Genomic DNA, 23004 nt, shown 5'->3' on the forward strand with positions numbered 1-23004 from the left:
GTTGACAGTTAGAGATCGAACACTTAGAGTTCTGATCATGACGCAGCAGGCACCGCACTTCGACTCCCCACTCCAGCTCATGCGCTGGATCGGGTGGGCGCAGCGCAAGGCCGCCGATGAGTGGGTGCGCGACCGCGACCTCACGCACGAGCAGAGCTTCGTGCTCGGCTACCTGCAGCAGAACCCGGGCGCCATCCAGCGCGACATCGCCGAGATGACCCGGACCAGCGCCGCGAGCGTCTCGAGCCTCCTGCAGGGGCTCGAGAAGCGCGGCCTGATCGAACGCCGAGCGGACGCAGCCAACGGCCGCACGAAGCTCGTCCACGCCACACCGGCCGGCATCGAACTGATCGCCGGGTTCACCGACGCGATGCTCGCCCTCGACGACACCCTCCTCGCGCCGCTCACCACGGACGAACGCGACACCCTCCGCACCCTGCTGCTGAAGGTCACCGCGGAGCTCGACGAGCCCACCCGGTAGACCACCGCCCACCCGGGCGCCCCCCACTCCCATACAAACCATCGCCGCGCCGGCGTCCGTCGGCGCGCGCTCGACCCTGCCCGGAACCGGGAGGGAAGGAGCACACCATGACCACCGAAGCCCTCACCGCCGCACAGAAGAACCGCTGGTACCTCTCCGCCGCCCCGATCGCCAGGGCCCTCGTCCACCTCTGCGTCCCGATGGCCGCTGCGATGGTCGTCAGCGCCCTCTACAACGTCATCAACGCGGGCTTCATCGGCTCGCAGCACGACACCTCGCTCCTCGCCGCGATCACCTTCGGGACCCCGCTCCTCGGCCTCATCATGGCGATCGGCGGCGTGTTCGGCGTCGGCGGCAGCGCGCTGATGTCCCGCCTGCTCGGCGCGTCCGAGAAGGACCCCGCCAAGGCCGGCGAGATCAAGCACGTCGCGTCGTTCGCGGTGTGGGGCTCCGTGATCACCGGCATTGTGCTCGGCGGCATCGGGCTCCTGCTCCTGCAGCCCCTCGTCGGCGTGCTCGGCGCTGACGCCGCAGCCGTCCCCGCCACGAGTGCCTACGTCAGCGTGATGCTCGCCTTCGTCCCCGTCCTCGCCGCCGCGTTCTGCCTGGAGCAGATGGTCCGCGCCGAGGGCGCTGCCCGCCAGGCGATGATCGGCCTCATCCTGTCGACGATCGGGAACCTGGTCTTCGACGTGCTCTTCATCCTGGTGCTGCACTGGGGCGTCGCCGGAGCCGCGCTCGCGGTCGGCCTCGCCAACGCGGTCAGCATCGTCTACTGGGTGCTGTGGCTCGGCAAGCACAGCGAGAACGTCTCCCTGTCGCTCCGCTGGTTCACGCTCCGTCCCGCCGTCCTCAAGCCGGTGTTCGGCATCGGCGTCAGCGAGCTGCTGCAGGCCGGGTTCCTCATCGTGACCACCCTCGTGCTCAACAACCTCGCCGCGCAGTACGGCGACGACCCGCTCGCCGCGATGGGTGTCGCGGTCCGCATCGCCCAGGTGCCGGAGTTCCTGGTGATGGGCGTCACGATCGGTGTGCTGCCGCTCCTGGCCTACGCCTACGGCAAGGGCGACCGAGCCCGCCTCAACTCGGCGCTGAAGGCATCGGCACTCACCGTCGGCGCGATCGTGCTGCTCTTCTCGGGCACCGTGTTCGTCTTCCGCGAGCAGGTCTTCACGATCTTCTCCTCGGACCACTCGGTGCTCGCGATCGGTCTCACGATCCTGGTCGCCCAGCTCGTCGCCACCATCGTGAACGGCTTCACCGGCCTCTTCACGTCGCTGTTCCAGGCGGCGGGACTCGCCACCCCGGCGATCGCGATGTCCATGGCGCAGGGCATCCTCTTCATCCCGATCGTCCTGCTCGGGAACCTGTGGTTCGGCCTCGCCGGCATCATCTGGGCCCTGACGATCACCGAGATCCTGGTCTTCCTCGCCGGTGTCGTCATCTGGCTGGCATCGCGCGGTCGGATCGACCGCGGTCTGGCCGAGGGCAGCGCAGAGCGGGCGGAAGCCGTCCTGGAAGAAGCGGCCGCCTGACCGGACGCACCCGATGACGGACGGGAGGCTCGGTGCCGGCTGGCACCGAGCCTCCCCTCCGTTCACCTCCCCGTCACCAGCACGTGGGAGGCTGGTGACGGGGCGTCGCCGCCCGCAGCCCAGCCAGCCGCGAGCGGAGACCGATGCCACCACCCGACCTGATGGTCGTCACCGACCTCGACGGCACGCTCCTCGACCACCACGACTACTCGTTCGACGCGGCCCTGCCGCTGCTCGACCGGCTCCGGGCGGACGGCGTGCCGGTGGTGTTCTGCAGCAGCAAGACCGTTGCCGAGATCACGGCGCTGCAGGAGCGGACCGGGCTGGTCGGTTCGCCCTTCGTCGCGGAGAACGGCGCCGTCGTCGTGGGCCACGACGGCCGCACCCTCACGGGGCCGGCGGACGGCGGACTCGAGCGGCTCCTGGCAGCGCTCGACGACCTCCGAGGCGCGCTCGACCTGCACTGCGAGACGTTCTCGACCGTCACCGACGAGGTCGTCGCGACGTGGACGGGCCTCGACGTGCAGGCCGCAGCAGACGCCCGGCGGCGCGAGGCGTCCGAGGTCCTGCTCTGGCGATCCGAGGACGACGACCAGGCGGGCGAGTTCCGCGCAGGCCTCACGGCAGCCGGGCTCGACCTGGTCCGCGGCGGCCGGTTCTGGCACGTCCTGCCCGCAGGGTGCGACAAGGGCGCCGCCGTCCGGACACTCGTCGCCGACCACGAGCGTCGGACCGGGAACACCCCGCGCACCATCGGACTCGGCGACGGGCCGAACGACACCGCGCTCCTCGACGCCGTCGACCTCGCCGTCGTCGTTCGCGGGCACGGTCCAGCACCCGGACCGCTCGCCGACGACCGACCCGAGCGCGTGCATCGCACCACGTCCCCGGCCCCGCAGGGGTGGACCGAGGGGCTCACCCACTTCCTGGGGAACGACCGATGAGGAGCGACCGATGAGCGACTTCCACCAGAACGGCGTCATCACGACGTTCCACGACCTCAGCCGTCGCAGCGCTGCGAGCATCGAGGACGACCTCCGGCGCTTCGCGGAGAAGCGACCGATGAGCCTGATCCTGCCCGCCCTGTACTCGGAGCTCGAGCGCCCGGCGCTGCACCGCATCGTCGACGAGCTCGCCGAGGCGGACTGGCTCAGCGAGATCGTGATCGGGCTGGACCGGGCCGACCGCGCGCAGTTCGAGCACGCGCGGGAGTTCTTCGCGCGACTGCCGCAGCGGCACCGGATCCTCTGGAACGACGGGCCGCGACTCCGGGAGCTCGACGCCGAGCTCGAGCGGGAGGGTCTGGCGCCCGGCGAACCCGGCAAGGGCCGGAACGTCTGGTACTGCACGGGCTACGCGCTGGCGTCCGAGCGCGCCGAGTGCATCGCCCTGCACGACAGCGACATCACCACCTACGAGCGCGGGATGCTCGCCCGGATGCTGTACCCGCTGGCGAACCCGGCGTTCGACTACGAGTTCTCGAAGGGCTACTACGCCCGGGTCGCCGATGGCCGGATCAACGGACGCGTCGGGCGGCTGCTGGTCGGCCCGCTGCTCCGCTCGCTTCGCCAGGTCTACGGGGAGTCCGAGTACCTGGAGTACCTCAGCAGCTTCCGCTACCCGCTCTCCGGCGAGTTCGCGATGCGCGCGCACGTCCTCAACGGCCTGAAGATCCCCGGCGACTGGGGCCTGGAGATCGGGATGCTGTCCGAGGTGTACCGCGACTACGCCACCCGCCAGGTGTGCCAGGTCGAGATCGCGGACGCGTACGACCACAAGCACCAGCCCCTCGCCGAGGCGGACGGCAGCGGTGGGCTCGCGCGGATGGGGAACGACATCGTGCAGTCGCTGCTCCGGAAGCTCGCGACCATGAGCGTCCCGCTGACGTCCGACTCGTTCCGGGTGCTCAAGGCGACGTACTACCGGAACGCGCTCGACATCGTGGAGATCTACCGGCACGAGGCGGAGATGAACGGCCTCGGGTTCGACCAGCACGCGGAGGAGGCCGCGGTCGAGCTCTTCACGCAGGCGGTCCTCGACGCCGGCACGGCCTTCACCGCCCGCCCGAACGACAAGCCGTTCATCCCGAGCTGGAGCCGCGTCCGCTCGGCCGTCCCCGACGTGCTGGAACGGCTGAGCGCGGCGGTGGAGGCCGACCAGCACGACTGAGGCGTCATCCGGCGAGCACGGCCGCGACGTGGCGGTCGATCCACTCCTCGGTCGGCGCCGGTTCGAGCCCGAGCAACCGGCGGCGGTGCGGCTCGCCGAGCAGGAGCGTGAAGAGCCGCTCGGCCCGCACGACGTCGCCGTCGAGGTGTCCGGCGAGCCACCGCTGCGCCGCCTCGGGCCCCGTCGCGTAGAAGTCGGCGGCGATCTCCGGCTGCTCGAACGCCACGGCGAGGACCGCACGCTGCAACCCGATCGCCCGGTCGCCGAAGAGCGCGCGGCACACGGCCACGCCGGCTGCACGGGGGTTCGGCGCCGGGACGTCCTGGTACGCGTGCTGGTGTCGGACGACCTCGTGCAGCAGCGCCGGCTTGTCCCCGACGTACGCGTAGACGGTCCGCTTCGTGACCCCGGCCGCCTCGGCCACGGCGTCGAGCGTCGTCGCGTGGTACCCGACCTCGACGAAGGAGGTCGTCGCCGCCGCCAGCACGCGTCCGAGTCGCTCGGCCCGCTCGGGAGCGGTCGGCCGTCCGCGCTTCGTGGTCATGCAACCCAGCGTAGCGAATGATACGGTGCCGTTTCATTCACGACACGAGGAGCACCGTTGGACGACACCGTCATCTGTCACATCGCGATCGCGGACGACTGGGAGATGAGCCGCGGCTTCGGCGAGTACGAGGTCGCAACCCGGGGCGTGCACCTCGACGAGACCGGCTTCGTCCACGCCACGACGCCGGATCGCATCGACAGCGTGCTGGCTGGGGTCTTCGGCGGCCTGCGCCTGCCCCTGCTGCGCATCGACCTCAGCGTTCCCGGGCTCCGCGGCGCCGGGGTCGAGGTGGCGTGGGTGGACGGCGTCCCGCGGATCGGTGGACCGATCCCGATGACCGACGAGGTGGTGCTGCGCGAGACCGCGATCACCGCGACCTGAGCAGGAGACGCGGCGTGAGCAGGAGACGGAACGTGACCAGCGACGGAACGGAGGCCCGGTGCCAGCTGGCACCGAGCCTCCCGTCCGCCGTCCGGTCACCATCTGCGTGACCGGACCGGCTCAGTCGGCCGCGTCGAGGACCGCCTGCGCCTTCTTCTCCGCCGTCTCGAGGGCGTCCGCCGGGTCCTCCTTCAGCAGCATCGCCTTCTCGAGCTCCTTCGAGAGCGCCTCACTGACCTCGCCGTAGGCGACGATCGAGGGACGGGACTTCGCGTAGGCGAGCTCGTCCGCGAACGCCTGCAGGCGCGGGTTGTCGGCGAGGTGCTTCTTCCACGTGGCGTCGTCGTTCGTCGCCGTGTTGGCGGGGAGCAGGCCGGTCGCGATGTCCCACTTCGCCTCGGTCTTCGGGCTCAGCCACCACTGCATGAAGTCCCACGAGGCGTCCTTCTCGGCCTTCGTGCCCTCGAGCAGGTACGAGTTGTTCGTCCCGAGGTTCGCGGCGTTCTGCTTGATGCCGGGGAGCGGGAAGACGCCGACGCTGTCCTTGCCGAGCGCCTCGTCGAGCGTGCCGAGGTCGTACGCGCCGGTGATCGCCATCGCGGCCTTCTTCGCCGTCATGGCTGGCGTGCCACCGTTCGACGTGGAGGTCATCAGCGACTGCGGGTACGCCGAGCCGTCCTTGAGCATGTCGGTCCAGGCCTTCAGCGCGGTCACGCCGGCGTCACTGTTGAACTCGACCTTGGTGTTGTCCGCGTTCATGAACTCGCCGCCGGCGCTCCAGAGCATCGACTGGTACGTGAAGACGGGCCATTCACCGGTGCCGATCGGCAGGTACATGCCGTACTGGGTGGTGCCCTTGGTGAGCTTCTTCGCGTCCGCCTGCAGTTCTGCCCACGTGGTCGGGGTGTCCGTGATCCCGGCCGCCTTGAACATGTCCTTGTTGTAGACGACGGCGTAGTCGCCGATGTCGGTGGGGAGCGTGTAGGTCTTCCCCTCGAACTTGCCGGTGGCGAGCATGCCCTCGGTGAAGCTGTCGGTGGTGATGGTGGAGTCGCTGGCGGAGAGGTACTTCTCGAGCGGCACGACCTTGCCCGTCTCGACGACCTGGCCGATCTTCTGCGGCGTGCTGTCGCCGAGGACCATGTTCGGACCGGTGTCGTTCTTCAGCGCGTTGATGAGCTTCGCGTCGAACTGGTCGCTCTGCGCGGCGTACTGCGCGGTGACCTCGATCTTGTCCTGCGAGGCGTTGTACTCCTCGATGAGCTTCTTGGCTTCCTTCGCCTGGTCGCCGGTGTAGTTGTGCCACACGGTGATCTGGGTCTTGCCGTTCGAGTCGCCGCTGTTGCCGGTGACGGAGCCGCCGGCGCAGGCCGACAGGGAGACGGCCGCAGCGACGGCGAGTGCTGCCACGCCGAGCATTCGTGAACGCATGGGATGTCCTTTCCGGACCTCGGGGAGAAGTGCAGGGAAGTGGTGCGTGGTGTGGTGCGGTTCAGCGCAGACCGCCGGCCATCGCCGACACGATCTGCTTCTGGAAGATCAGGAACACGATGAACACCGGCAGGATCGCCAGGGTGGAACCGGCCATCAGGAGGTTGAAGCTCTCGGCGGCGTTCGCGGACTGCAGCTGCGTCAACCCGACGGAGACGGTGAAGAACTCGGTCTTCGAGGCGACGAGGAACTGGAAGAAGAAGTTGTTCCAGTTGTAGACGAACGACAGGACCGCGAAGGAGCCGATCATCGGTGTCGCCATCGGTGCCACGACGGACCACATCCGCCGCCAGACCCCGGCGCCGTCCACCCGGCTGGCGTCCTCGATCTCGGCCGGGAACGACGTGAAGAACTGCCGGAACAGGAACACCCCGAGGATCGAGGGGATGTTCGGGACGATCAGCCCCTGGTAGCTGTCCAGCCAGCCGAGCGAGGAGAGCAGGCTGATGAGCGGTGTGAACACCACCTCGAACGGCACCAGGAGCGCGGCGAGCAGGATCACGAAGACGATGTTCTTGCCCGGGAAGTGCAGGCGGGAGAACGCGAACCCGGCCGCGAGGCTCGTGACGATCTGCCCCGCCGTGGTGAGCACGGCGACGATGGTGGAGTTGAGGTAGTAGATCCCGAACGGCGCGACCTCGAACACCTGCGTGTAGTTGTCGAACCGCCATTCCCGGGGGAAGAAGGTCGGCGGGAACGACAGCGCTTCGGCCGAGGACTTGAAGCTCGTCAGCACCATCCAGAGGAACGGGCCGAAGAACACCACGACCGCGACGATCAGGATGAGGTGGCGGAGGACCGCCGGACTGGTCTTCCGCCAGCGTGCACGGAACGGCCGGCGGCGGATCGGCGGCCGGGTCGCCCCGGTCGGGGCCGGACGGGAGGCTCGGGGCACGTTGCCGGTGGGGGCGTCGGCTTCGATCTGGGTCACGTCGGCCTCCTAGGTCAGCTCGATGGGGTCGCGGCGGTTGATGAACCGCAGCTGGATGACGGCGACGATGATGCCGACGAGGAGCAGGACCACGGCCGCTGCGCTCGCGGAGCCGCCGTGGAAGAAGACGAAGCCCTGTTGGTAGATGTAGTAGAGGATCGTCTCGGTCGACCCGAGCGGGCCGCCCTGCGTGAGGACGTAGACCTGGGTGAAGACCTGCAGCGCGCTGATCACGCCGGTCACCGCGAGGAAGCCGGTCGTCGGTGCCACCAGGGGCAGCGAGATCGTGAAGAAGCGGCGGACCGGGCCGGCCCCGTCGAGCGTCGCGGCCTCGTGGTAGCTGGCCGGGATGTTCGTGAGCGCGGCGGAGTAGATGATCATCGCGTAGCCGACGCCCTGCCAGACCGAGAACACCATCACGCTGACGAGCGCCCACGGTTCGGAGTTGAGGAAGCCGATCGGGGGTCCGCCGAGCGCGGTGATGACGCCGTTCACCAGGCCACCGAGCGGGGACAGGATGAAGCTGAAGATGAGCGCGCTGCCGACGATCGGGGCGATGTACGGCACGAAGAGCAGCGCGCGGTAGACACCACGTCCGCGGAACGGCTGGGCGAGGAGCGCGGCGAAGAACAGACCGAGGACCATCGTCACTGGGACGACGATCACCACGTAGAGCGCGGTGTTCCCAGCGGCCTGCAGGAACTCGTCGTCCTGCAGCAGCCCGGCGAAGTTGTCGAGGCCGACGAAGCTGCCCGCGACGCCGGTCGCCGGGTTCCAGTTCGTGAACGAGTACCCGACGGTCTGGACGAGTGGGTAGAGGTAGAAGAGCGCCAGCAGGATGCTCGTCGGGGCGATGAGGGCGTAGCCCGCTCGACCTTCCTTGCGCTCCAGTGACGACCTGGGTGGTGCTGCGACAGCACTCGGCATCGTGCCTCCTTCGTTCTTCGTTGAACGTTAGGAATTGTGTGTTTCCGAGACATTACCCGTCGATGACGAAAAGTAAACACTCGATTTCTGCGTTACTTCGTTCGAACGTCGACGCAACTGCGGGTTAGCATGACGCCATGAACCACCGCCTCTACCAGGACGTCGAGCACGTCCACGGGTCGGTCGGCGACGTCCTCCGTCTGATCAGGACGGGTGACACCGCGTCACGATCGACCATCGCCCGCACCACCGGGCTCGCGCCGTCCACCGTCGGGCTGCGCGTCGACACGCTCGTCGAGCTCGGCCTCGTCCACGAGGTCGGTGCCGAGGGGTCCCGCGGTGGTCGTCGTGCACGCCGACTCGAACTCGACGGTGCCGCCGGGTTCGTCGCGGCCGCCGACCTCGGCGCGAACCACGCCCGCATCGTGCTGAGCGACCTCGCCGGACGCACGATCACCGACACGGACGACACCGGCGTCTCCGAGCCGCTCCCCCGCGCCGACGGCCCCGCCACGGCCGTCGCCGAACTCTGGCGACGCTTCGTGCAGCTCGCCGAGGACGCCGGCCTGTCGATGGCCGACTTCCGCGGCGCCGCGATCGGGGTCCCCGCCCCGGTCGCGTACCCGAGCGGCCGGATCGTCACGCCGGCCTTCGAACCGTCCTGGCACGACGCCGCACTCGGCACGCTGTTCGAGGAGCACACCGACGCCCCGGTCCTGGTCGAGAACGACGCGAACCTCATCGCCCTCGCCGAGCGCTCCGACGCGCTGCCCCCGGAGTGCTCGCAACTCGTCGCCGTGAAGCTCGGCACCCGGATCGGCGGTGGGGTGATCGCCGGCGGTCGCCTGCACCGCGGGGTCGGTGGCGCTGCGGGCGAGGTCTCGCACACGTCGGTCGACGGTGTCTCCGCGATCGGCTGCACGTGCGGTGTGCCGAACTGCCTGGAGTCGGTGGCGTCCGGTGGCGCGATCACCGCCCGGCTGCGCGCTGCCGGACACGATGTCGGGACCACCGGGGACCTGCTGCGGCTCGGTGCCCAGGGCGACGCCGCGGTCGTCGAGGAACTCCGCGCCGCCGGCGAACTGATCGGCCGGGTCCTCGCCGGGATCGCCAACTTCTTCAACCCGCGCGAGGTCGTGCTGGCCGGGGCGATGTCGGCATCCCCGCCGCTCGTCGCCGCGATCCGCAGCGAGCTCTACCGGATGTGCCTGCCGCTCGTCGCCGACGACCTCGAGGTGCGGGCCAGCCGCGCACCGCGGGACGCCGGCATCCGCGGCGGCGTGGTGCTCGCGCTCGACGAGGTCCTGGCACCGGCGCGCATCGACGAGCTCGCCCGCAACGCCGTCATGGCGGAGGTCGGCTGATGGCGGTCGTCGCCGTCGACATCGGCGGGACCACCGTGAAGGGCGCCCTGTTCGACGCCGACGGCACCGTGCTCGACCGGGCGACCGTGCCGACGTTCCCCGTGCTCTCCCCGTCGGACGCCGCGGAACCAACCCGCGCGCCCGGCGACTCCGTCGGCCCCGGCGGGCCCGCGCTCGCCGCCGTCGTCGGGCTCGTCGACCACCTCGCGGCGAGCGCCGCACGCACCGGCCGCGCCCTCGCCGGCATCGGGCTCTGCTCCCCCGGGCTCGTCGACGCCGAGCGCGGTCGCGTGGTGCTCGCGGTGAACCTCGGCTGGGCCGACCTGCCCGTCGCCGAGCTCCTCGCCGACCGGTTCGGCGTCCCCGTCGCGCTCGACCACGACGCCCGGGCAGCAGCGCGTGCCGAACAGGCCGCCAGGAGTGCTGCGGACAAGTCCGTCGACGAGTTCGTGTTCATCCCGATCGGCACCGGCATCGCCGCGACGATCTTCACCGGCGGCACGATCGTGCACGGCGCAACCGGCGGTGCCGGCGAGTTCGGGCACGTCCCGGTCGTCCCCGGCGGTGAGGTGTGCACGTGCGGCCAGCGCGGCTGCGTCGAGGTGTACGCCTCCGCCGGCAACGTGTTCCGCCGCTACCGAGCGGCCGGCGGCGCCCTCGCGGCGAGCACCCGCGAGGTCGTCGCGCTCGTCGGCACCGACCCCGTCGCGACGCGGGTCTGGGCCGAGGCGATCGATGCCCTCGCCACCGGGGTCGTGATGCTCACCGCCGTCCTCGACCCGAGCGCCGTCGTCATCGGCGGCGGGCTCGGTGAAGCCGGGGAGCGCCTGCTCGCCCCGCTCCGTGCCGGCGTCGCCGAACGTCTCGGCTGGCGCCCGGTCCCCAGCATCGAGCAGTCGCTCGTCGGGGCGGGTGCCGGACTCGCCGGCGCCGCGCTGCTCGTCGGCACCCCCGTTCAACCGCACCCCGTGAAGGAGTCCTGATGTCCGACACCCCCGCCCGGATCGGCCTCGTCGGCGCCGGAGGCATCGCGTACGCGCACATGCCCGGTCTGCTGCGCCTCGGCCCGGTCACCGTGTACGCCCAGGACGGTGCGCCCGAGCTCGCCGCCGCGTTCGCCGGAGCCGCGGAAGCGGCCGGGTCCTCGATCACGGTCGTGGACTCGCTCGACGCGCTGCTCGACGTCGTCGACGTGGTGGACGTGGTCACGCCGACGTTCGCGCACGCCGAGGTGGTCCGTGCCGCCCTCGCCGCGGGCAAGGACGTGGTGTCGGAGAAGCCGCTCGCCCGGACCGACGCCGACGCGGCGGACCTGCTGGACTGCGCGCGGGACGCCGGCCGGCAGCTCTACCCGGCCCACGTCGTCCGCTTCTTCCCCGCGTACGTGCGCCTCAAGGAGGCGGTGACCAGTGGCCTCCTGGGCGATCTGGCCGTCCTGCGGTTCGTGCGGTCCGGCGCCTTCCCGACCCGCACCCCCTGGTTCGCCGACCGCGCGCTCTCCGGCGGGATCGTCATGGACCAGATGATCCACGACCTGGACATCGCTCGCTGGGTCGCCGGCGAGGTGACGACGGTGTCGGCCGTGGGTGTGCGCACCGGCACGGACGCGGAGCCCGTCGAGGCGGCGCACGTCCTCCTCACCCACGCGTCCGGGGCGATCAGCCACGTCGCCGGGATCTGGGGGCCGCAGCACCTGGCGTTCTCGACCGAGTACTCGGTGACGGGGACCGGCGGCAGCCTGTCGCACCGCTCACGTGACGAGCAGGACTACGTCGCGGACCTCGCGTCGCCGGAGGCGGTCGACGGCTTCCTGCCGCAGGTCGACCCGGCCGATGACCCGTACGGGCTGGAGCTCCAGGAGTTCCTCGGGGCGTTCGCCGGCGCGGACGCACCCCGGGTGAGCGCGGCGGACGGGGTCGAGGCGGTGCGGATCGCGAACGCGGCCCTGGCGTCCCTGGAGACCGGGCAACCGGTGCAGCTCGAGGTCGCTGCGGAGGTGTCCGCATGAGCACCCTCCGCGTCGCCGTGATGTCCTTCGCCCACACCCACGCGATCGGCTACCTCGCCGCCCTCGCCGCGATGCCCGGCGTGGAGGTGCGCGGCTCGGACCCGGACGGCGTCAGCACCGGCGACTCCGTCGTCGAGCTGCGCGGCCGCGACCTCGCCGTCGCGCTCGGCGTCGACTACGCGGACTCGTACCAGGACCTCCTCGTCTGGCAGCCCGACGCCGTCGTGGTCACCAGTGAGAACGCCCGCCACCGTGAGCTCGTCGAGCTGGCGGCAGCGGCCGGCGCGCACGTCCTCTGCGAGAAGCCGCTCGCCACGACGTGGGAGGACGGCATCGCCATGCGCGACGCGGTCGAGGCGGCCGGGGTGATGCTCATGGTGGCGTTCCCGGTCCGCTTCGCCTCGGCGTTCGGCAAGCTCCGCGCCGCGCACGACTCCGGCGCGCTCGGGCAGCTGTTCTCGGTCCGCGGCGCGAACAACGGCATGCTGCCCCTGACCCGCGACTGGTTCACCGACCCGGCGCTGAGCGGCGGTGGCGCGATCGTCGACCACGTCGTGCACATCGCGGACATGCTCGAGGGGTTGATGGGGGCAGCTCCCGTCACCGTCACGGCGATCGCGAACCGCACCCTGCACGCGACACGTGCCCGGGCCGAGACCGCCGGGCTCGTCACCATCACGTACGACAACGGCGTGGTGGCCGCGATCGACTGCTCGTGGAGCAAGCCGGACACGTCACCGGTGTGGGGCGGGCTCACGCTCGACGTCGCCGGGACGGGTGGCACGGTGTCGCTCGACTTCTTCGGGGCGGCCGCGCACGGGATCGCGGCGGACACCGGGCTGCCGATCGAGTCCCGCTACGGCGCGGACTTCGACCACGCGATGCTCGGCACGTTCATCGACGCGGTCCGGACGGGCGTGCAGCCCCAGCCCGACGTGCGGGTGGGGCTGCGGACGCTGTCGATCGTGCTGGCGGCGCAGGAGTCGGTGCGGACCGGACGGACCGTGACCGTCCCCGCCGACGCGGTCGCGGCCGGGACGGCCCAGGCACCGACCGAGCCGGTCAGCGCCGCATCGCGTCAGCCAGCTTGACCCGGCCGCCGGTGCGGAGGAGCGCGTTCTCGTAGACGCGGGCACCGACGACCACGACGAGGGCGGCCGAGGCGATCACGACGAGCAGGGAGACGATCGGTTCCCACCACTCGGCCGTCCCGAGGAAGATCCGCATCGGCATCCCGATCGGGGCACTGAACGGCACGTAGGACATGATCCCGAGGACCGTGGGGTTGTCCGCGGCGAAGATGATCAGGAAGTACGGGATCATCAGCAGCATCATCACCGGCGTGGTTACGCTTCCGACGTCCTCCTGCCGGGAGACCAGCGCCGCCGAGGCCGCGAACAGCGACGCGACGAGCACGAACCCGACCGCGAAGAACACCACGAACCAGAGCATGCTCGGGCCGAGCAACGTGAACAGGTTGTCCTGCCCGGTCAGGGCGAGCGTCACGGCGGCCGCGATCGCGATCGCCACCACCTGCCCGAGCGCCATGATGCTGCTGCCGAGCACCTTGCCCGCCAGGAGTGCGCGGGCGGGGATCGCCGCCATCAGGATCTCGACGACCCTGGTGGACTTCTCCTCGACGACGCTCTGCGCGATGGACTGCCCGAACGTCACCGCGGCGGCGAAGTAGACGATGCCGAACGCGACCCCGATCAGCGACACGAGCCCGGGGGCGATCGCGTTCGGGTCGAGGAGCTCGACGCTCGGCGAGACGCTGAGCGCCTGGATGACGTCCGTCGGTGCGCTGTCGAGCCCGACGACGCCGAACCCGAGCGGACCGGACTCCGGCACGATCGCCGCGTCGACGTCCCCGCTCCGGACGAGCTGCTCGGCGGCCGCACGGTCGTCGACCTCGGTCACGTCGAGACCGCCGGTCGACGGCAGGGTGACGCCGCTCACGACGGCGACCGGGGTGGTGCTCCCGGCGGCGGACTTGCCGACGATGCCGCCGATGACGATCGACGCGACGACCATCAGGAGCAGGATCAGCGCCGAGACCACGAAGGCCTTGCTGCGGAGCCGCGCCTGGATCTCGCGGACGGTGACGAGGCGGACCGCCTGGGTGGTGGAGCTCATCGGACGACCTCCCGGAAGACCTCGCTGAGTCGCGGGACCCGCGGGCCGAACGACCCCACCGTCCCCGTGGTGACCGCCCGCTGCAGCACGCGCTGGGCCACGGACCCGGACGCCTCGAACACGGCGTACCCGCCGTCGAACTCCCGGACATGCACGCCCGGCTCGTCGCGGAGCCACGCCACGTCCCCGTCGACCAGCAGCTCCCACGCCGCGGGACCCGCCGCACGGCGCAGTTCGTCCTGCGGTCCGGCGGCACGGATGCGGCCGTCGGCGATCACCACGACGTCGTCACAGAGCCGCTCGACCACGTCGAGCTGGTGGCTGGAGAACAGCACCGGGACCCCGTCGGCGGCGGCTTCGCGGAGGACGCCGAGCACGGTGTCGACCGCCATCGGGTCGAGGCCGGAGAACGGTTCGTCGAGCACGAGCACCTCGGGGCGGTGGGCGAGCGCCGCGGCGACCTGCACGCGCTGCTGGTTGCCGAGCGAGAGCTTCTCCACCGGGTCGTCGGCGTGCGCACCGAGCTCGAGGCGTTCCAGGAGCTCGGCGGTCCGCGCCGCCGCGGCCCGACGGTCGACGCCGTGCAGGCGCGCCAGGTACGTGACCTGCTCGGCGACGGGCATCTTCGGGTAGAGACCGCGCTCCTCGGGCATGTACCCGAAGCGGCGGCGGTCGGCGGGGCCGATGGCCTGGCCGTCGATGGAGACCGTGCCGCTGTCGGCGTCGAGCACGCCGAGCATGATCCGCATGGTCGTGGTCTTGCCGGCGCCGTTGCCGCCGACGAACCCGGTGAGCCGGCCGCGGCCGACCGTGAAGGCGACGTCGTCGAGCACCCGTCGGTCGCCGAAGTGCTTGGTCACCCCGTCGATGCTGAGCATCAGGTCTTCCCCTCTCGGCGGTGGGCTCTCCCACCGCACCACCGACGCTACGGAGGAACCGCGGCGGGGACCTCCCACGCCGGACGGGCACCGGGCCTCCGTCCCGAGGCGGAGACGCGGGCTACTCGCCGGACCGGACCACTCCGTGCTCGTACGCCCAGACCACCGCCTGCACGCGGTCCCGGAGCCCCAGCTTCTGCAGCACGTTCGACACGTGGGTCTTCACCGTGGCCTCGCCGACGAACAGCTGCCGCGCGATCTCCCCGTTGCTGCGCCCGCGACCGAGCAGCCGCAGCACCTCGGTCTCGCGTTCGGTGAGCCCCGCGATCGGCCCGTCGTCGACGACCACCGCCGGCTGGGACCCGGTCGCACGGCTGATCACGCGACGGGTCACGTCCGGCGCGAGCAGCGCGTCACCGGCGGCGACCGTGAGCACCGCGTCGACCAGCTTCTCCGGGGATGCGTTCTTCAGGAGGAACCCGCTCGCGCCCGCATCGAGCGCCGCGAAGAGCGTGTCGTCGTTGTCGAACGTCGTGAGGACGAGGACCGGCGGCGGGTCGTCGAGCGCGGTGATGCGCCGTGCAGCCTCGAGCCCGTCGACGCCCGGCATCTGCACGTCGAGGCAGACCACGTCCGGACGGTGTTCCTCGACCGCGCGCACTGCTGCGAGGCCGTCGGCGGCCTCGGCCACCACGCGGATGCCCGGCTCCGACTCCAGGATGACCCGGAAGCCGGCGCGGACCAGGTCCTGGTCGTCGGCGAGGACCACGCGGATGGTCACGGGGTCGGCAGCCATGCGCGCACCAGGTACCCTCCCCGGGCGCGGGGCCCGATCTCGATGCGGCCACCGACGGCAGCCACGCGTTCGCGCATCCCGACGTGGCCGAGTCCGCCGCCGCGGCTCCGGTCGGTCCCGTCTCCGGACGGCGGACGGGAGGCGCGACTCCCGATCCCGGTGTCGGTCACCTCGACCTCCACCCCGTCCGGCAGGTACCGCAGTCGCAGGTCGGCGCGCGCGTCCGGACCGGCGTGCTTCAGGACGTTGGTCACGGCCTCTTGCGCGATGCGGAACGCGACGGTCGCGACGGTCGGCGGGACCGGGCGTTCGTCCCCGACGACGGTGTACTCGGCTCGGCGACCCGCAGCGGTCGCGGCGGTGGCGAGCTCGGCGATCCGGGCGAGCCCCTCGGTGCTCGGGGCGTCGGCCGTGCTGCCGTCGACGTCGCGGTCGTCCTCGCGCAGCGTGCCGAGCATCTTCCGGAGTTCCTCGACCGCGGTCCTGGCGCTGTCCTCGACGACGCCGAGGGAGGTGGCCGCCAGGGCCGGGTCGCGCTCGAGCACCCGCCGCGCCGCCCCGGCCTGCACGCCCATCAGCGAGACGTGGTGGGCGACGACGTCGTGGAGTTCGCGGGCGATGCGGACCCGCTCGAGCGCGACGGCCTGCACCGCGTTCCGTTCCCGTTCGACCGCGAGTTCGGCGGTGCGCTCGGCCAGCGCGTGCTTCGCCACCGCGGACGCCCATGCCCGGTTGCCGGAGTACCAGGCCGCACCGAAGTAGACCAGGTTGATGATGATCGACATCAGCGAGTTCGCGATGACGGGCGACACCAGGCCGTCCCCGTCGTTCGGCAGCGCGCTCGGCACCGACCAGCTGAACGAGATCGCGAGGAACAGCCACACGAACATGCCAGCGATGACGACCCACCGGACGATCTCGGCACGCAGCCGGTCCGAGCACCACGCCCCCACCGTGTACAGCGCGATGAAGAGCGTGAAGTTGTTGAAGAAGAGTTCTGGCACGTGCAGGACCTGCATCGCCGCGAACGTCAGGGCGACCACCACGGCGACGGTCATCGGGAACCGGCGGCGGAACGCGAGCGGGGCCGTGTTCGCCAGCACGAGGAGCACGGAGACCCACCACGGGGCGAGCTCGTCGTAGAAGCCCGTGGAGCCGTAGAGGATCGTCGACACCGCCATCCCGAGGGCCAGCGCCGCGGCGAGCAGGGCGTCCTGCCGGTACTCGCGGCGCCCGACCGGCAGCCGCGACCAGTCGTCCTGCGTCTCCCCCGCCGTCACCATGCCGCCAACGGTAGCGGGTGCGGGCGAGCACGCGCGGGGGCGCACGACTACGCTCCACCTACCGGGGCCAGGGGTGACCCCGCGAGGGATCAGGGGCCCTGCCATGACCGCACGACGATGGACGACGGTCGGGATCACGACCGCGATGACACTGATCGGGGTGCTCGTCGCGCCGGTCACCGCCGCGACGGCCGCACCGGCGGACGGAGCGCTCACCGTGATGCTCACCGACCCGGACAAGCAACCGCTCGCGATGGAGGGCGTCGCCGTCGACCTCCGCGCTGCCGACGGCTCAACGGAGGCCTCGGCGACGAGCGACCAGCGCGGACGGCTGACGTTCGAGGACGTGCCGGCGGGCACCTGGACGCTGCACGGTGAGCGCGAGGGCTCGTACGGCTTCGACGACGTCATCCCGGCCGAGCGCACCGGGGTCGTCGTCGCGCCCGGTAGTCACGACGCGGTGGTCCTGGTCGTCCGACGGGGTGCGTCCATCGGCGGCACCGCACACAACCCGTACGGCGCGGACCTGTCCGGCGCAGCCGTCGTCGTCCGCGGCTGGAACACCGGCACGGTCAAGCGCACCGTGACCGCACCCGACGGGCACTACTGGGTGCACGGGCTGCCGAGCGACGACTACAGCGTGCAGGTGAACGCGCACGACGAGACGCTCGACTCATGGCCGGCGCTCCGCAGCCTGTCGTGGGGGTTCCACCGCGACCCGGGCAGCACCGCCGAACGGGCCTACGTCCGGGTCGCGCACCAGGCGGTCGGGCGGACCGAGACCGTCGTGGACGGGATCGACGGCAGCGCGACCCAGGGTGTCTCGCTCGGCGCGATCGTCAACCCGCAGCTCGACACCGACTTCACGAACGCCCGGGTGCACGTCTACGGGGAGTCCATCGGCAGCACCTTCGACACCACGATGACCTACTGGACGCCGGGCCGTGGTGGCTTGTTCGGTGTCGTGCTGAGTGCCGGTCGCTACAAGGTCGAGGTCGTCGGCTGGTCGCCGAGCCAGCGGAAGGACGTGTCGTACTGGTACGGGGGCGAGGGCAACCGGCCGGTGGCCGATCGCGCCTCGTCGCACACGGTGGTGATGGCCGCCGACCAGAGCCGCACGATCAACTTCTGGAGCACGCGCTGACGCGCGGCCCCTGCTGCCCGCGCGGCCCGGTCGGCCCGTGCGTCAGCTCGCCGGCGGTGCGTACAGCTGCAGGTCGTTGCCCTCGCTGTCCTTGAAGGGGACGATCTTCCCCCACGGGTGCTCGCTGATCTCGCCCTGGATGTCCGCACCGCGTTCCTTGAGCCCGGCGACCTCGTCCTCGATGCTGCCGTCCGGCTGGAACGACACGACCGCGCCGCCGTCCTGCGAGGGGCCGGCCGACTCGCGGCCGTTCAGCCCGATGCGCAGGCCGTTCGCGTCGATCTCGCTCCAGTCGTCGGACTCGCTCGTGACCTCCAGCCCGAGCGTGTCCCGGTAGAACGCGACGGCGCGTGGCATGTCGGTGACCGGGACCCAGACTGCTGCGACTCCTGTTGCCATGGTGCTTCCTCTCGTCGGTGGTGCTCGTCCGTGGTACGAGCGGGACGGTAGGCACGCGGCGGTGCGTGCGGGTCCAGGAAGGTGCGCGGAACGCATCGCGGGCGTAGGTTCCGCCCCATGAAGCTGGTCACGTACTCGATGGGGATGACGCTCGACGGCTACATCGTGGGGCCGGACGGTGGGTTCGACTGGGGTGCGCCGGACGCGGAGGAGTTCCGCGCCTCGATCGACGAGATCCGCGGGATCGACGTGCACCTGCTCGGACGGCGGCTGCACGAGACGATGGTCTACTGGGAGGACCCGGAGCAGGCGACGTCGTGGGACGACGCCGAGCGCGAGTGGGCGGACCTCTGGAACGCGTTGCCGAAGGTGGTGTTCTCGAGGACGCTGTCGAGCGTCGACGCGAGCAACACCCGGCTGGCGACGGTCGGCCTCGCGGAGGAGATCGAACGGCTGCGTGCGGAGCCGGGCGACGGCGACATCGCGATCGGCGGCGCGACCCTCGCGGCAGCGGCCGCCGAGCTCGGGCTGATCGACGAGTACCGCGTCCGCGTCTCCCCGGTGCTGGTCGGCGGCGGGATCCCGTACTTCCCGCCGACGCAACGCCAGGTCGACCTCGAGCTGCTCGACACGCGGACCTTCGCCACCGGCGCGGTGGCGCTCCGCTACCGCGTGCGGCGCTGACGGACGGCCACCGCAGGGTGGGATCAGAGCGCGAGCAGCAGCACCACCAGGGTCGCGACCGACACGGCGAGCAGGACGGCTGCGCCCTGCAGGCCCTTGTCGTGCGCACGCACGTGCGCGACGATCGCACCGGCGAAGTAGATGACCGCGCCGATCGCGGCGGCGATCCCGAGCGCCGGGACCCACAGGCCGACGACGAGCCCGATGGTGGCGAGGACCTCGAGCACCCCGAGGATCCGCATCTGGCCAGGGGTGACGCTGACCGTGGCCATGTTCGCGCGCATCTGGGCGGCCCCGACGAGCTTCATCACCCCGGATCCGAGCATGGCGACGGCGAGGACGAGGGACAGGATGACGGCTGCGATGTGCACGGGGGACTCCAGATGAAACGGACAGTTGTCTCCGCTTCAATCCGGACAGCACTCCCCGTATTCCCGGATCGCAGTCGTACACTCCGATCGTGAGCGAGACGACACCACGGGCACCGCGGCGGGACGTGCTCCGCAACCGGGCCGCCATCGTCGACTCGGCGTGCACGGCCTTCGCCGAACGCGGCCTCGACGCCCCGCTGGAACCGATCGCCGCGGCTGCAGGAGTCGGCAACGCCACGCTCTACCGGCACTTCCCGGAGCGCGCCGCCCTCTGGGAAGCCGTCCTGCAGGCACCCCTGCAAGAGGTCCTCGACCTGATGCGGGAGTGCCTCGCGCGCTCCGAGGACGACCCGTGGGCGGGCTTCGCGACCTTCATCCGGCGGACCGCCGACATCGAGGCCCGGCGTGAGGGCTTCAGCGAACTCATGACGACGCGGTTCACCGGCGCCCCGACGCTGCTCGCCCTGCGCGCCGAGATCCAGGCGGGGCTGGAGTCGCTCTTCCGCCGAGCGCAGGAGGCCGGCGCGGTCCGGGCCGATGCCGCGCTCGAGGACGTCGCCGTGGTGCAGCTCTCGATGGCCCGCACGATCGAGACGTTCGGCGACGTCGCGCCGGAGCTGCACCGCCGCTGGGTCGACCTGATGCTCGACGGCTTCCGTGCGCCGGGCGCGGATCGGGAGCCGCTCGGCGGGCCGCCGCTCCGCCCGAACCAGATCTGGCGGGCGGTCATGCGCCGACGGTGATCAGTGCCTTCACGGTCTCGCGCTCGTCGGACGCCCGGTAGGCCTCGGCGATGTCGGCCAGGGCGAACGTGCTGTCGAAGACGATGCCCGGCGTGAGGGCGCCGTCGAGCACGTCGGGCAGGAGTTCGTCGATGTACGCGCGGACGGGTGCGAGCCCACCGCGGAGCCCGACGTTCGTGGCGTACATGCGGCCGATGTCGACCGCGCTGCCGTGCGGGACACCGACGAACCCGATCTGGCCACCGGGGCGTGCGATGCCGAACGCGGTGGTCATCGCCTGCCCGGTGCCGACGCACTCGAGCACCGAGTCGACACCGCGACCGGCGGTGAGTTCCGCGACCGCCTCGACGGCAGCATCGCCCCGCTCGGCGACGACGTCCGTGGCCCCGAGCCGCCGGGCGAGCTCCTGCCGGTGCTCCGCACGACTGAGGGCGATGACGCGTTCCGCGCCGAGGCGACGGGCGGCGGCCACCCCGCAGAGCCCGACGGCGCCGTCGCCGATCACCGCGACGGTGCTGCCCGGACGGACCGCGGCGGAGACGGCGGCGTGGTGCCCGGTTGCGAGCACGTCGGACAGGGTCAGCAGGTGCGGGAGCATCTCGGGTGCGGGACGGTCCACCCGGACCAGTGTCGCCGCGGCGAACGGGACGCGGACGTACTCGCCCTGCGCACCGTCGGCCCCGGGTTGCCCCCAGATCCCGCCGGACCGGCAGGCAGACGGGAACCCGTCGATGCAGGGACCGCACGTACCGTCGTTCCACCGGAAGGGGGCGATGACGAAGTCCCCCGCCCGGAGCCCGGTGACGTCGGGCCCGACCTCGACGACCTCGCCGACGAACTCATGGCCGTTCCGCTGCCCGGGCGCGCGCGGACTCTCGCCGCGGTAGTACCAGAGGTCGGACCCGCAGACGCAGGTGACCTCGACCCGGACGATCGCGTCGGTCGGGGCGAGCAGAGTGGGATCGGGAACGGCCTCGGCGACGATGTCGCGCGGGGCGGTGAAGACGGCGGCGAGCACGATGCCCCTCAGGCGCGGTAGAGCTCGGGCACGGCGCCCAGCAGGGTCGCCGTGTAGGGGTGCTGTGGGTCGTCCATCACCTGGGAACCGGTCCCGAGTTCGACGACCCGGCCCTGCTGCATGACCGCAATCCGGTGGGCCACGTGGTGGACCACCGCGAGGTTGTGCGAGATGAACAGGTACGTCATGCCGGTGCGCTCCTGCAGGTCCACCAGGAGGTTGAGCACCTGCGCCTGCACCGAGACGTCGAGCGCCGAGGTCGGCTCGTCGAGGACGACGAACTCGGGCTCGACGACGATGGCACGTGCGATCGCGATCCGCTGCCGCTGCCCTCCGGAGAACTCGTGCGGTTGCCGGTCGAGCGCGGACTCGTCCAGGCCGACGTCGGTCATCGCGGTGCGGAGACGTTCCGCCCACGTCGACCGGAGCACACCCGCCGCACGGAGGGGCTCGACGAGGCTCTGCGCAACGGTGAACCTGGGGTCGAGCGAGTCGTTCGGGTCCTGGAACACCATCCGGATCCGACGACGGTGCCGACGGAGGTCCGCGCCGGAGGCACGGGTGACGTCCTCGCCGTCGAACTCGACGCTCCCCCCGGTCGGGCGGCGCATCAGCATGAGCGCCCGGGCGAGGGTGCTCTTGCCACAGCCGGACTCGCCGACGAGCCCGAGCGTCTCGCCCCGCCGGATCTCGAGGTCGACGCCGTCGAGGGCTCGGAAGCGGTGGCCACCGTGGCCGAACTCCTGCACGAGGCCGCGGGCGGCGACCTGCACGGTCGGTGTCGTGGTGACGGACGGGTTCGGGTCGCTCATGCGATCGCCTCCTCGAGCGCTGCTCGGTCGATGACCGCCAGCGGGGAACGGGCAGGGGTGGCCCGGGTCGGGATGCTGCCGAGCAGCGCCTTCGTGTACGGGTGCGACGGGGCACCGAGGACCTCGGCCGCCGGTCCGGTCTCGACGACCCGGCCGCGGTACATCACGGCGATGCGGTCGCAGAGCTGCCCGATCACCCCGAGGTCGTGGCTGATGAACAGCACCCCGACGCCGGTGTCGTCCCGGAGCGCGCGGAGGAGCTCCAGGATCTGCGCCTGCACGGTGACGTCGAGTGCGGTCGTCGCCTCGTCTGCGACGAGCAGCGCGGGCGACGCGGCCATCGCGATCGCGATGACGACTCGCTGCCGCTGCCCGCCGGACAGCTGGTGCGGGTAGGAGCGGAGCCGGCGCTCGGGGTCCGGCATCCGCACGAGCCGGAGGAGTTCGAGTGCGCGCTCCCGAGCCGCGGCCGCGTCAGCCAGGCCGTGGATGCGGAGCACTTCGGCGATCTGGGCGCCGACCCGGACGCAGGGGTTGAGCGCGGTCATCGGCTCCTGGAACACCATGCCGGCGGACCGGCCCCGGAGGTCGCACCACGCGAGTTCGTCGAGGCCGGTGACGTCCTGGCCGGCGACCTCCATCCGGTCGACGAGGATCGAGGCCGAGTCCGGGAGCAAGCCGAGCGAGGCGAGGGCCACGCTCGACTTCCCGCTCCCGGACTCGCCGATCACGCCGACGATCTCCCCCGAGCCGACCCGCAGGTCGACGTCCCGGACAACGGGTTCGGCGTCGCCGTACGCGATGTCCATCCGTTCGATCCGCAGGGCGTCGCCGCGCGGTTCCCGGGTCGTCGTTTTCATCGGTGCCTCTCAGAAGGGGTCGTCGTCGATCGGTTGAGCGGTGGCG

Annotated in this window: 25 protein-coding genes; 12 read left to right on the forward strand and 13 right to left on the reverse strand. The window is 71.4% G+C overall.

Annotated elements, in window-relative coordinates:
* Positions 1 to 37 precede the first annotated feature (37 nt).
* The 4 genes from EDF27_RS02050 (at position 38) to EDF27_RS02065 (ending at position 4185) form a co-directional block, all read left to right on the forward strand.
* Complete coding sequence (locus tag EDF27_RS02050; RefSeq protein WP_207909549.1) at positions 38 to 481, forward strand: MarR family transcriptional regulator; 444 nt, start codon at positions 38 to 40, stop codon at positions 479 to 481.
* 107 nt (positions 482 to 588) lie between these two features.
* Entirely contained in the window at positions 589 to 2016 is a 1428-nt protein-coding gene (locus EDF27_RS02055; RefSeq protein ID WP_132046987.1) for an MATE family efflux transporter, read from the forward strand.
* 143 nt (positions 2017 to 2159) lie between these two features.
* Positions 2160 to 2960, forward strand: a complete 801-nt coding sequence (locus tag EDF27_RS02060) for an HAD-IIB family hydrolase (RefSeq protein WP_132046989.1) — start codon at positions 2160 to 2162, stop codon at positions 2958 to 2960.
* 10 nt (positions 2961 to 2970) lie between these two features.
* A complete protein-coding gene (locus EDF27_RS02065) occupies positions 2971 to 4185 on the forward strand; it encodes a glycosyl transferase (protein ID WP_132046991.1) in 1215 nt (404 codons plus the stop codon).
* Positions 4186 to 4189: 4 nt separating this feature from the next.
* Here the strand turns inward: EDF27_RS02065 and EDF27_RS02070 are convergent, their stop codons facing one another.
* Positions 4190 to 4729 carry a TetR/AcrR family transcriptional regulator gene (locus tag EDF27_RS02070; protein WP_132046993.1) on the reverse strand — a complete coding sequence of 180 codons (540 nt, stop codon included), beginning with the start codon at positions 4727 to 4729 and terminating at the stop codon, positions 4190 to 4192.
* A gap of 57 nt (positions 4730 to 4786) precedes the next feature.
* Between EDF27_RS02070 and EDF27_RS02075 the strand changes: the two genes are divergently transcribed.
* A complete protein-coding gene (locus tag EDF27_RS02075; RefSeq protein WP_132046995.1) occupies positions 4787 to 5113 on the forward strand; it encodes a DUF952 domain-containing protein in 327 nt (108 codons plus the stop codon).
* Positions 5114 to 5233: 120 nt separating this feature from the next.
* Here the strand turns inward: EDF27_RS02075 and EDF27_RS02080 are convergent, their stop codons facing one another.
* The 3 genes from EDF27_RS02080 to EDF27_RS02090 form a co-directional block, all read right to left on the reverse strand.
* The gene (locus EDF27_RS02080) at positions 5234 to 6544 is read right to left on the reverse strand and encodes an ABC transporter substrate-binding protein (RefSeq protein WP_123701145.1); all 1311 of its coding nucleotides are present in this window, start codon (positions 6542 to 6544) and stop codon (positions 5234 to 5236) included.
* 61 nt (positions 6545 to 6605) lie between these two features.
* A complete protein-coding gene (locus EDF27_RS02085; RefSeq protein WP_123701144.1) occupies positions 6606 to 7535 on the reverse strand; it encodes a carbohydrate ABC transporter permease in 930 nt (309 codons plus the stop codon).
* A gap of 9 nt (positions 7536 to 7544) precedes the next feature.
* Positions 7545 to 8462, reverse strand: a complete 918-nt coding sequence (locus tag EDF27_RS02090; RefSeq protein WP_123655286.1) for a sugar ABC transporter permease — start codon at positions 8460 to 8462, stop codon at positions 7545 to 7547.
* Between the two features lie 137 nt (positions 8463 to 8599).
* Here EDF27_RS02090 and EDF27_RS02095 point away from each other — a divergent pair, with 137 nt between their 5' ends.
* From EDF27_RS02095 to EDF27_RS02110, 4 genes are read left to right on the forward strand one after another with little or no spacing between them, the layout of a single operon-like run.
* Positions 8600 to 9826 (forward strand): ROK family protein, encoded by a 1227-nt coding sequence (locus EDF27_RS02095; RefSeq protein WP_132046997.1) that lies wholly within the window; start codon positions 8600 to 8602, stop codon positions 9824 to 9826.
* Positions 9826 to 10809 carry an ROK family protein gene (locus EDF27_RS02100; protein ID WP_132046999.1) on the forward strand — a complete coding sequence of 328 codons (984 nt, stop codon included), beginning with the start codon at positions 9826 to 9828 and terminating at the stop codon, positions 10807 to 10809. Before EDF27_RS02095 ends, EDF27_RS02100 begins: the two co-directional genes overlap by 1 nt.
* Positions 10809 to 11834 carry a Gfo/Idh/MocA family oxidoreductase gene (locus EDF27_RS02105; RefSeq protein WP_123701140.1) on the forward strand — a complete coding sequence of 342 codons (1026 nt, stop codon included), beginning with the start codon at positions 10809 to 10811 and terminating at the stop codon, positions 11832 to 11834. Before EDF27_RS02100 ends, EDF27_RS02105 begins: the two co-directional genes overlap by 1 nt.
* Complete coding sequence (locus EDF27_RS02110) at positions 11831 to 12925, forward strand: Gfo/Idh/MocA family oxidoreductase (protein WP_132047001.1); 1095 nt, start codon at positions 11831 to 11833, stop codon at positions 12923 to 12925. Before EDF27_RS02105 ends, EDF27_RS02110 begins: the two co-directional genes overlap by 4 nt.
* Here EDF27_RS02110 and EDF27_RS02115 read toward each other — a convergent pair.
* From EDF27_RS02115 to EDF27_RS02130, 4 genes are all read right to left on the reverse strand, one after another.
* The gene (locus EDF27_RS02115; protein ID WP_132047003.1) at positions 12897 to 13970 is read right to left on the reverse strand and encodes an ABC transporter permease; all 1074 of its coding nucleotides are present in this window, start codon (positions 13968 to 13970) and stop codon (positions 12897 to 12899) included. The two genes, EDF27_RS02110 and EDF27_RS02115, sit on opposite strands and share 29 nt — an antisense overlap.
* Positions 13967 to 14848 (reverse strand): ATP-binding cassette domain-containing protein, encoded by an 882-nt coding sequence (locus EDF27_RS02120; RefSeq protein WP_123655280.1) that lies wholly within the window; start codon positions 14846 to 14848, stop codon positions 13967 to 13969. Before EDF27_RS02120 ends, EDF27_RS02115 begins: the two co-directional genes overlap by 4 nt.
* A 121-nt stretch (positions 14849 to 14969) precedes the next feature.
* The gene (locus EDF27_RS02125) at positions 14970 to 15644 is read right to left on the reverse strand and encodes a response regulator transcription factor (RefSeq protein WP_123655279.1); all 675 of its coding nucleotides are present in this window, start codon (positions 15642 to 15644) and stop codon (positions 14970 to 14972) included.
* A complete protein-coding gene (locus tag EDF27_RS02130) occupies positions 15626 to 16927 on the reverse strand; it encodes a sensor histidine kinase (protein WP_132047005.1) in 1302 nt (433 codons plus the stop codon). The genes EDF27_RS02125 and EDF27_RS02130 overlap by 19 nt, the downstream gene beginning before the upstream one ends.
* 103 nt (positions 16928 to 17030) lie before the next feature.
* Here EDF27_RS02130 and EDF27_RS02135 point away from each other — a divergent pair, with 103 nt between their 5' ends.
* Positions 17031 to 18071 (forward strand): carboxypeptidase-like regulatory domain-containing protein, encoded by a 1041-nt coding sequence (locus tag EDF27_RS02135; protein WP_165931317.1) that lies wholly within the window; start codon positions 17031 to 17033, stop codon positions 18069 to 18071.
* 42 nt (positions 18072 to 18113) lie between these two features.
* Here EDF27_RS02135 and EDF27_RS02140 read toward each other — a convergent pair whose 3' ends face one another.
* Positions 18114 to 18470, reverse strand: a complete 357-nt coding sequence (locus EDF27_RS02140; protein ID WP_123701134.1) for a VOC family protein — start codon at positions 18468 to 18470, stop codon at positions 18114 to 18116.
* A gap of 117 nt (positions 18471 to 18587) precedes the next feature.
* Here EDF27_RS02140 and EDF27_RS02145 point away from each other — a divergent pair, with 117 nt between their 5' ends.
* Positions 18588 to 19154 (forward strand): dihydrofolate reductase family protein, encoded by a 567-nt coding sequence (locus tag EDF27_RS02145; RefSeq protein ID WP_123701133.1) that lies wholly within the window; start codon positions 18588 to 18590, stop codon positions 19152 to 19154.
* Positions 19155 to 19177: 23 nt separating this feature from the next.
* Here EDF27_RS02145 and EDF27_RS02150 read toward each other — a convergent pair whose 3' ends face one another.
* Complete coding sequence (locus tag EDF27_RS02150) at positions 19178 to 19525, reverse strand: DoxX family protein (RefSeq protein ID WP_132047009.1); 348 nt, start codon at positions 19523 to 19525, stop codon at positions 19178 to 19180.
* An 89-nt stretch (positions 19526 to 19614) separates the two neighbouring features.
* Here EDF27_RS02150 and EDF27_RS19895 point away from each other — a divergent pair, with 89 nt between their 5' ends.
* Entirely contained in the window at positions 19615 to 20268 is a 654-nt protein-coding gene (locus EDF27_RS19895) for a TetR/AcrR family transcriptional regulator (protein WP_132047011.1), read from the forward strand.
* Here the strand turns inward: EDF27_RS19895 and EDF27_RS02160 are convergent.
* Genes EDF27_RS02160 through EDF27_RS02170 form a run of 3 tightly spaced genes read right to left on the reverse strand, consistent with a single transcriptional unit; the run spans position 20252 to position 22958 of the window.
* Entirely contained in the window at positions 20252 to 21286 is a 1035-nt protein-coding gene (locus EDF27_RS02160) for an alcohol dehydrogenase catalytic domain-containing protein (protein ID WP_132047013.1), read from the reverse strand. The two genes, EDF27_RS19895 and EDF27_RS02160, sit on opposite strands and share 17 nt — an antisense overlap.
* Before the next feature lie 8 nt (positions 21287 to 21294).
* Positions 21295 to 22098, reverse strand: coding sequence for an ATP-binding cassette domain-containing protein (locus tag EDF27_RS02165; RefSeq protein WP_132047015.1), 804 nt, complete (start codon positions 22096 to 22098; stop codon positions 21295 to 21297).
* Positions 22095 to 22958, reverse strand: a complete 864-nt coding sequence (locus tag EDF27_RS02170) for an ABC transporter ATP-binding protein (RefSeq protein WP_123655270.1) — start codon at positions 22956 to 22958, stop codon at positions 22095 to 22097. Before EDF27_RS02170 ends, EDF27_RS02165 begins: the two co-directional genes overlap by 4 nt.
* Positions 22959 to 23004 lie beyond the last annotated feature (46 nt).

Origin of the sequence: Curtobacterium sp. PhB136 (genome assembly GCF_004346855.1) — a bacterium.
Classification (GTDB): domain Bacteria; phylum Actinomycetota; class Actinomycetes; order Actinomycetales; family Microbacteriaceae; genus Curtobacterium.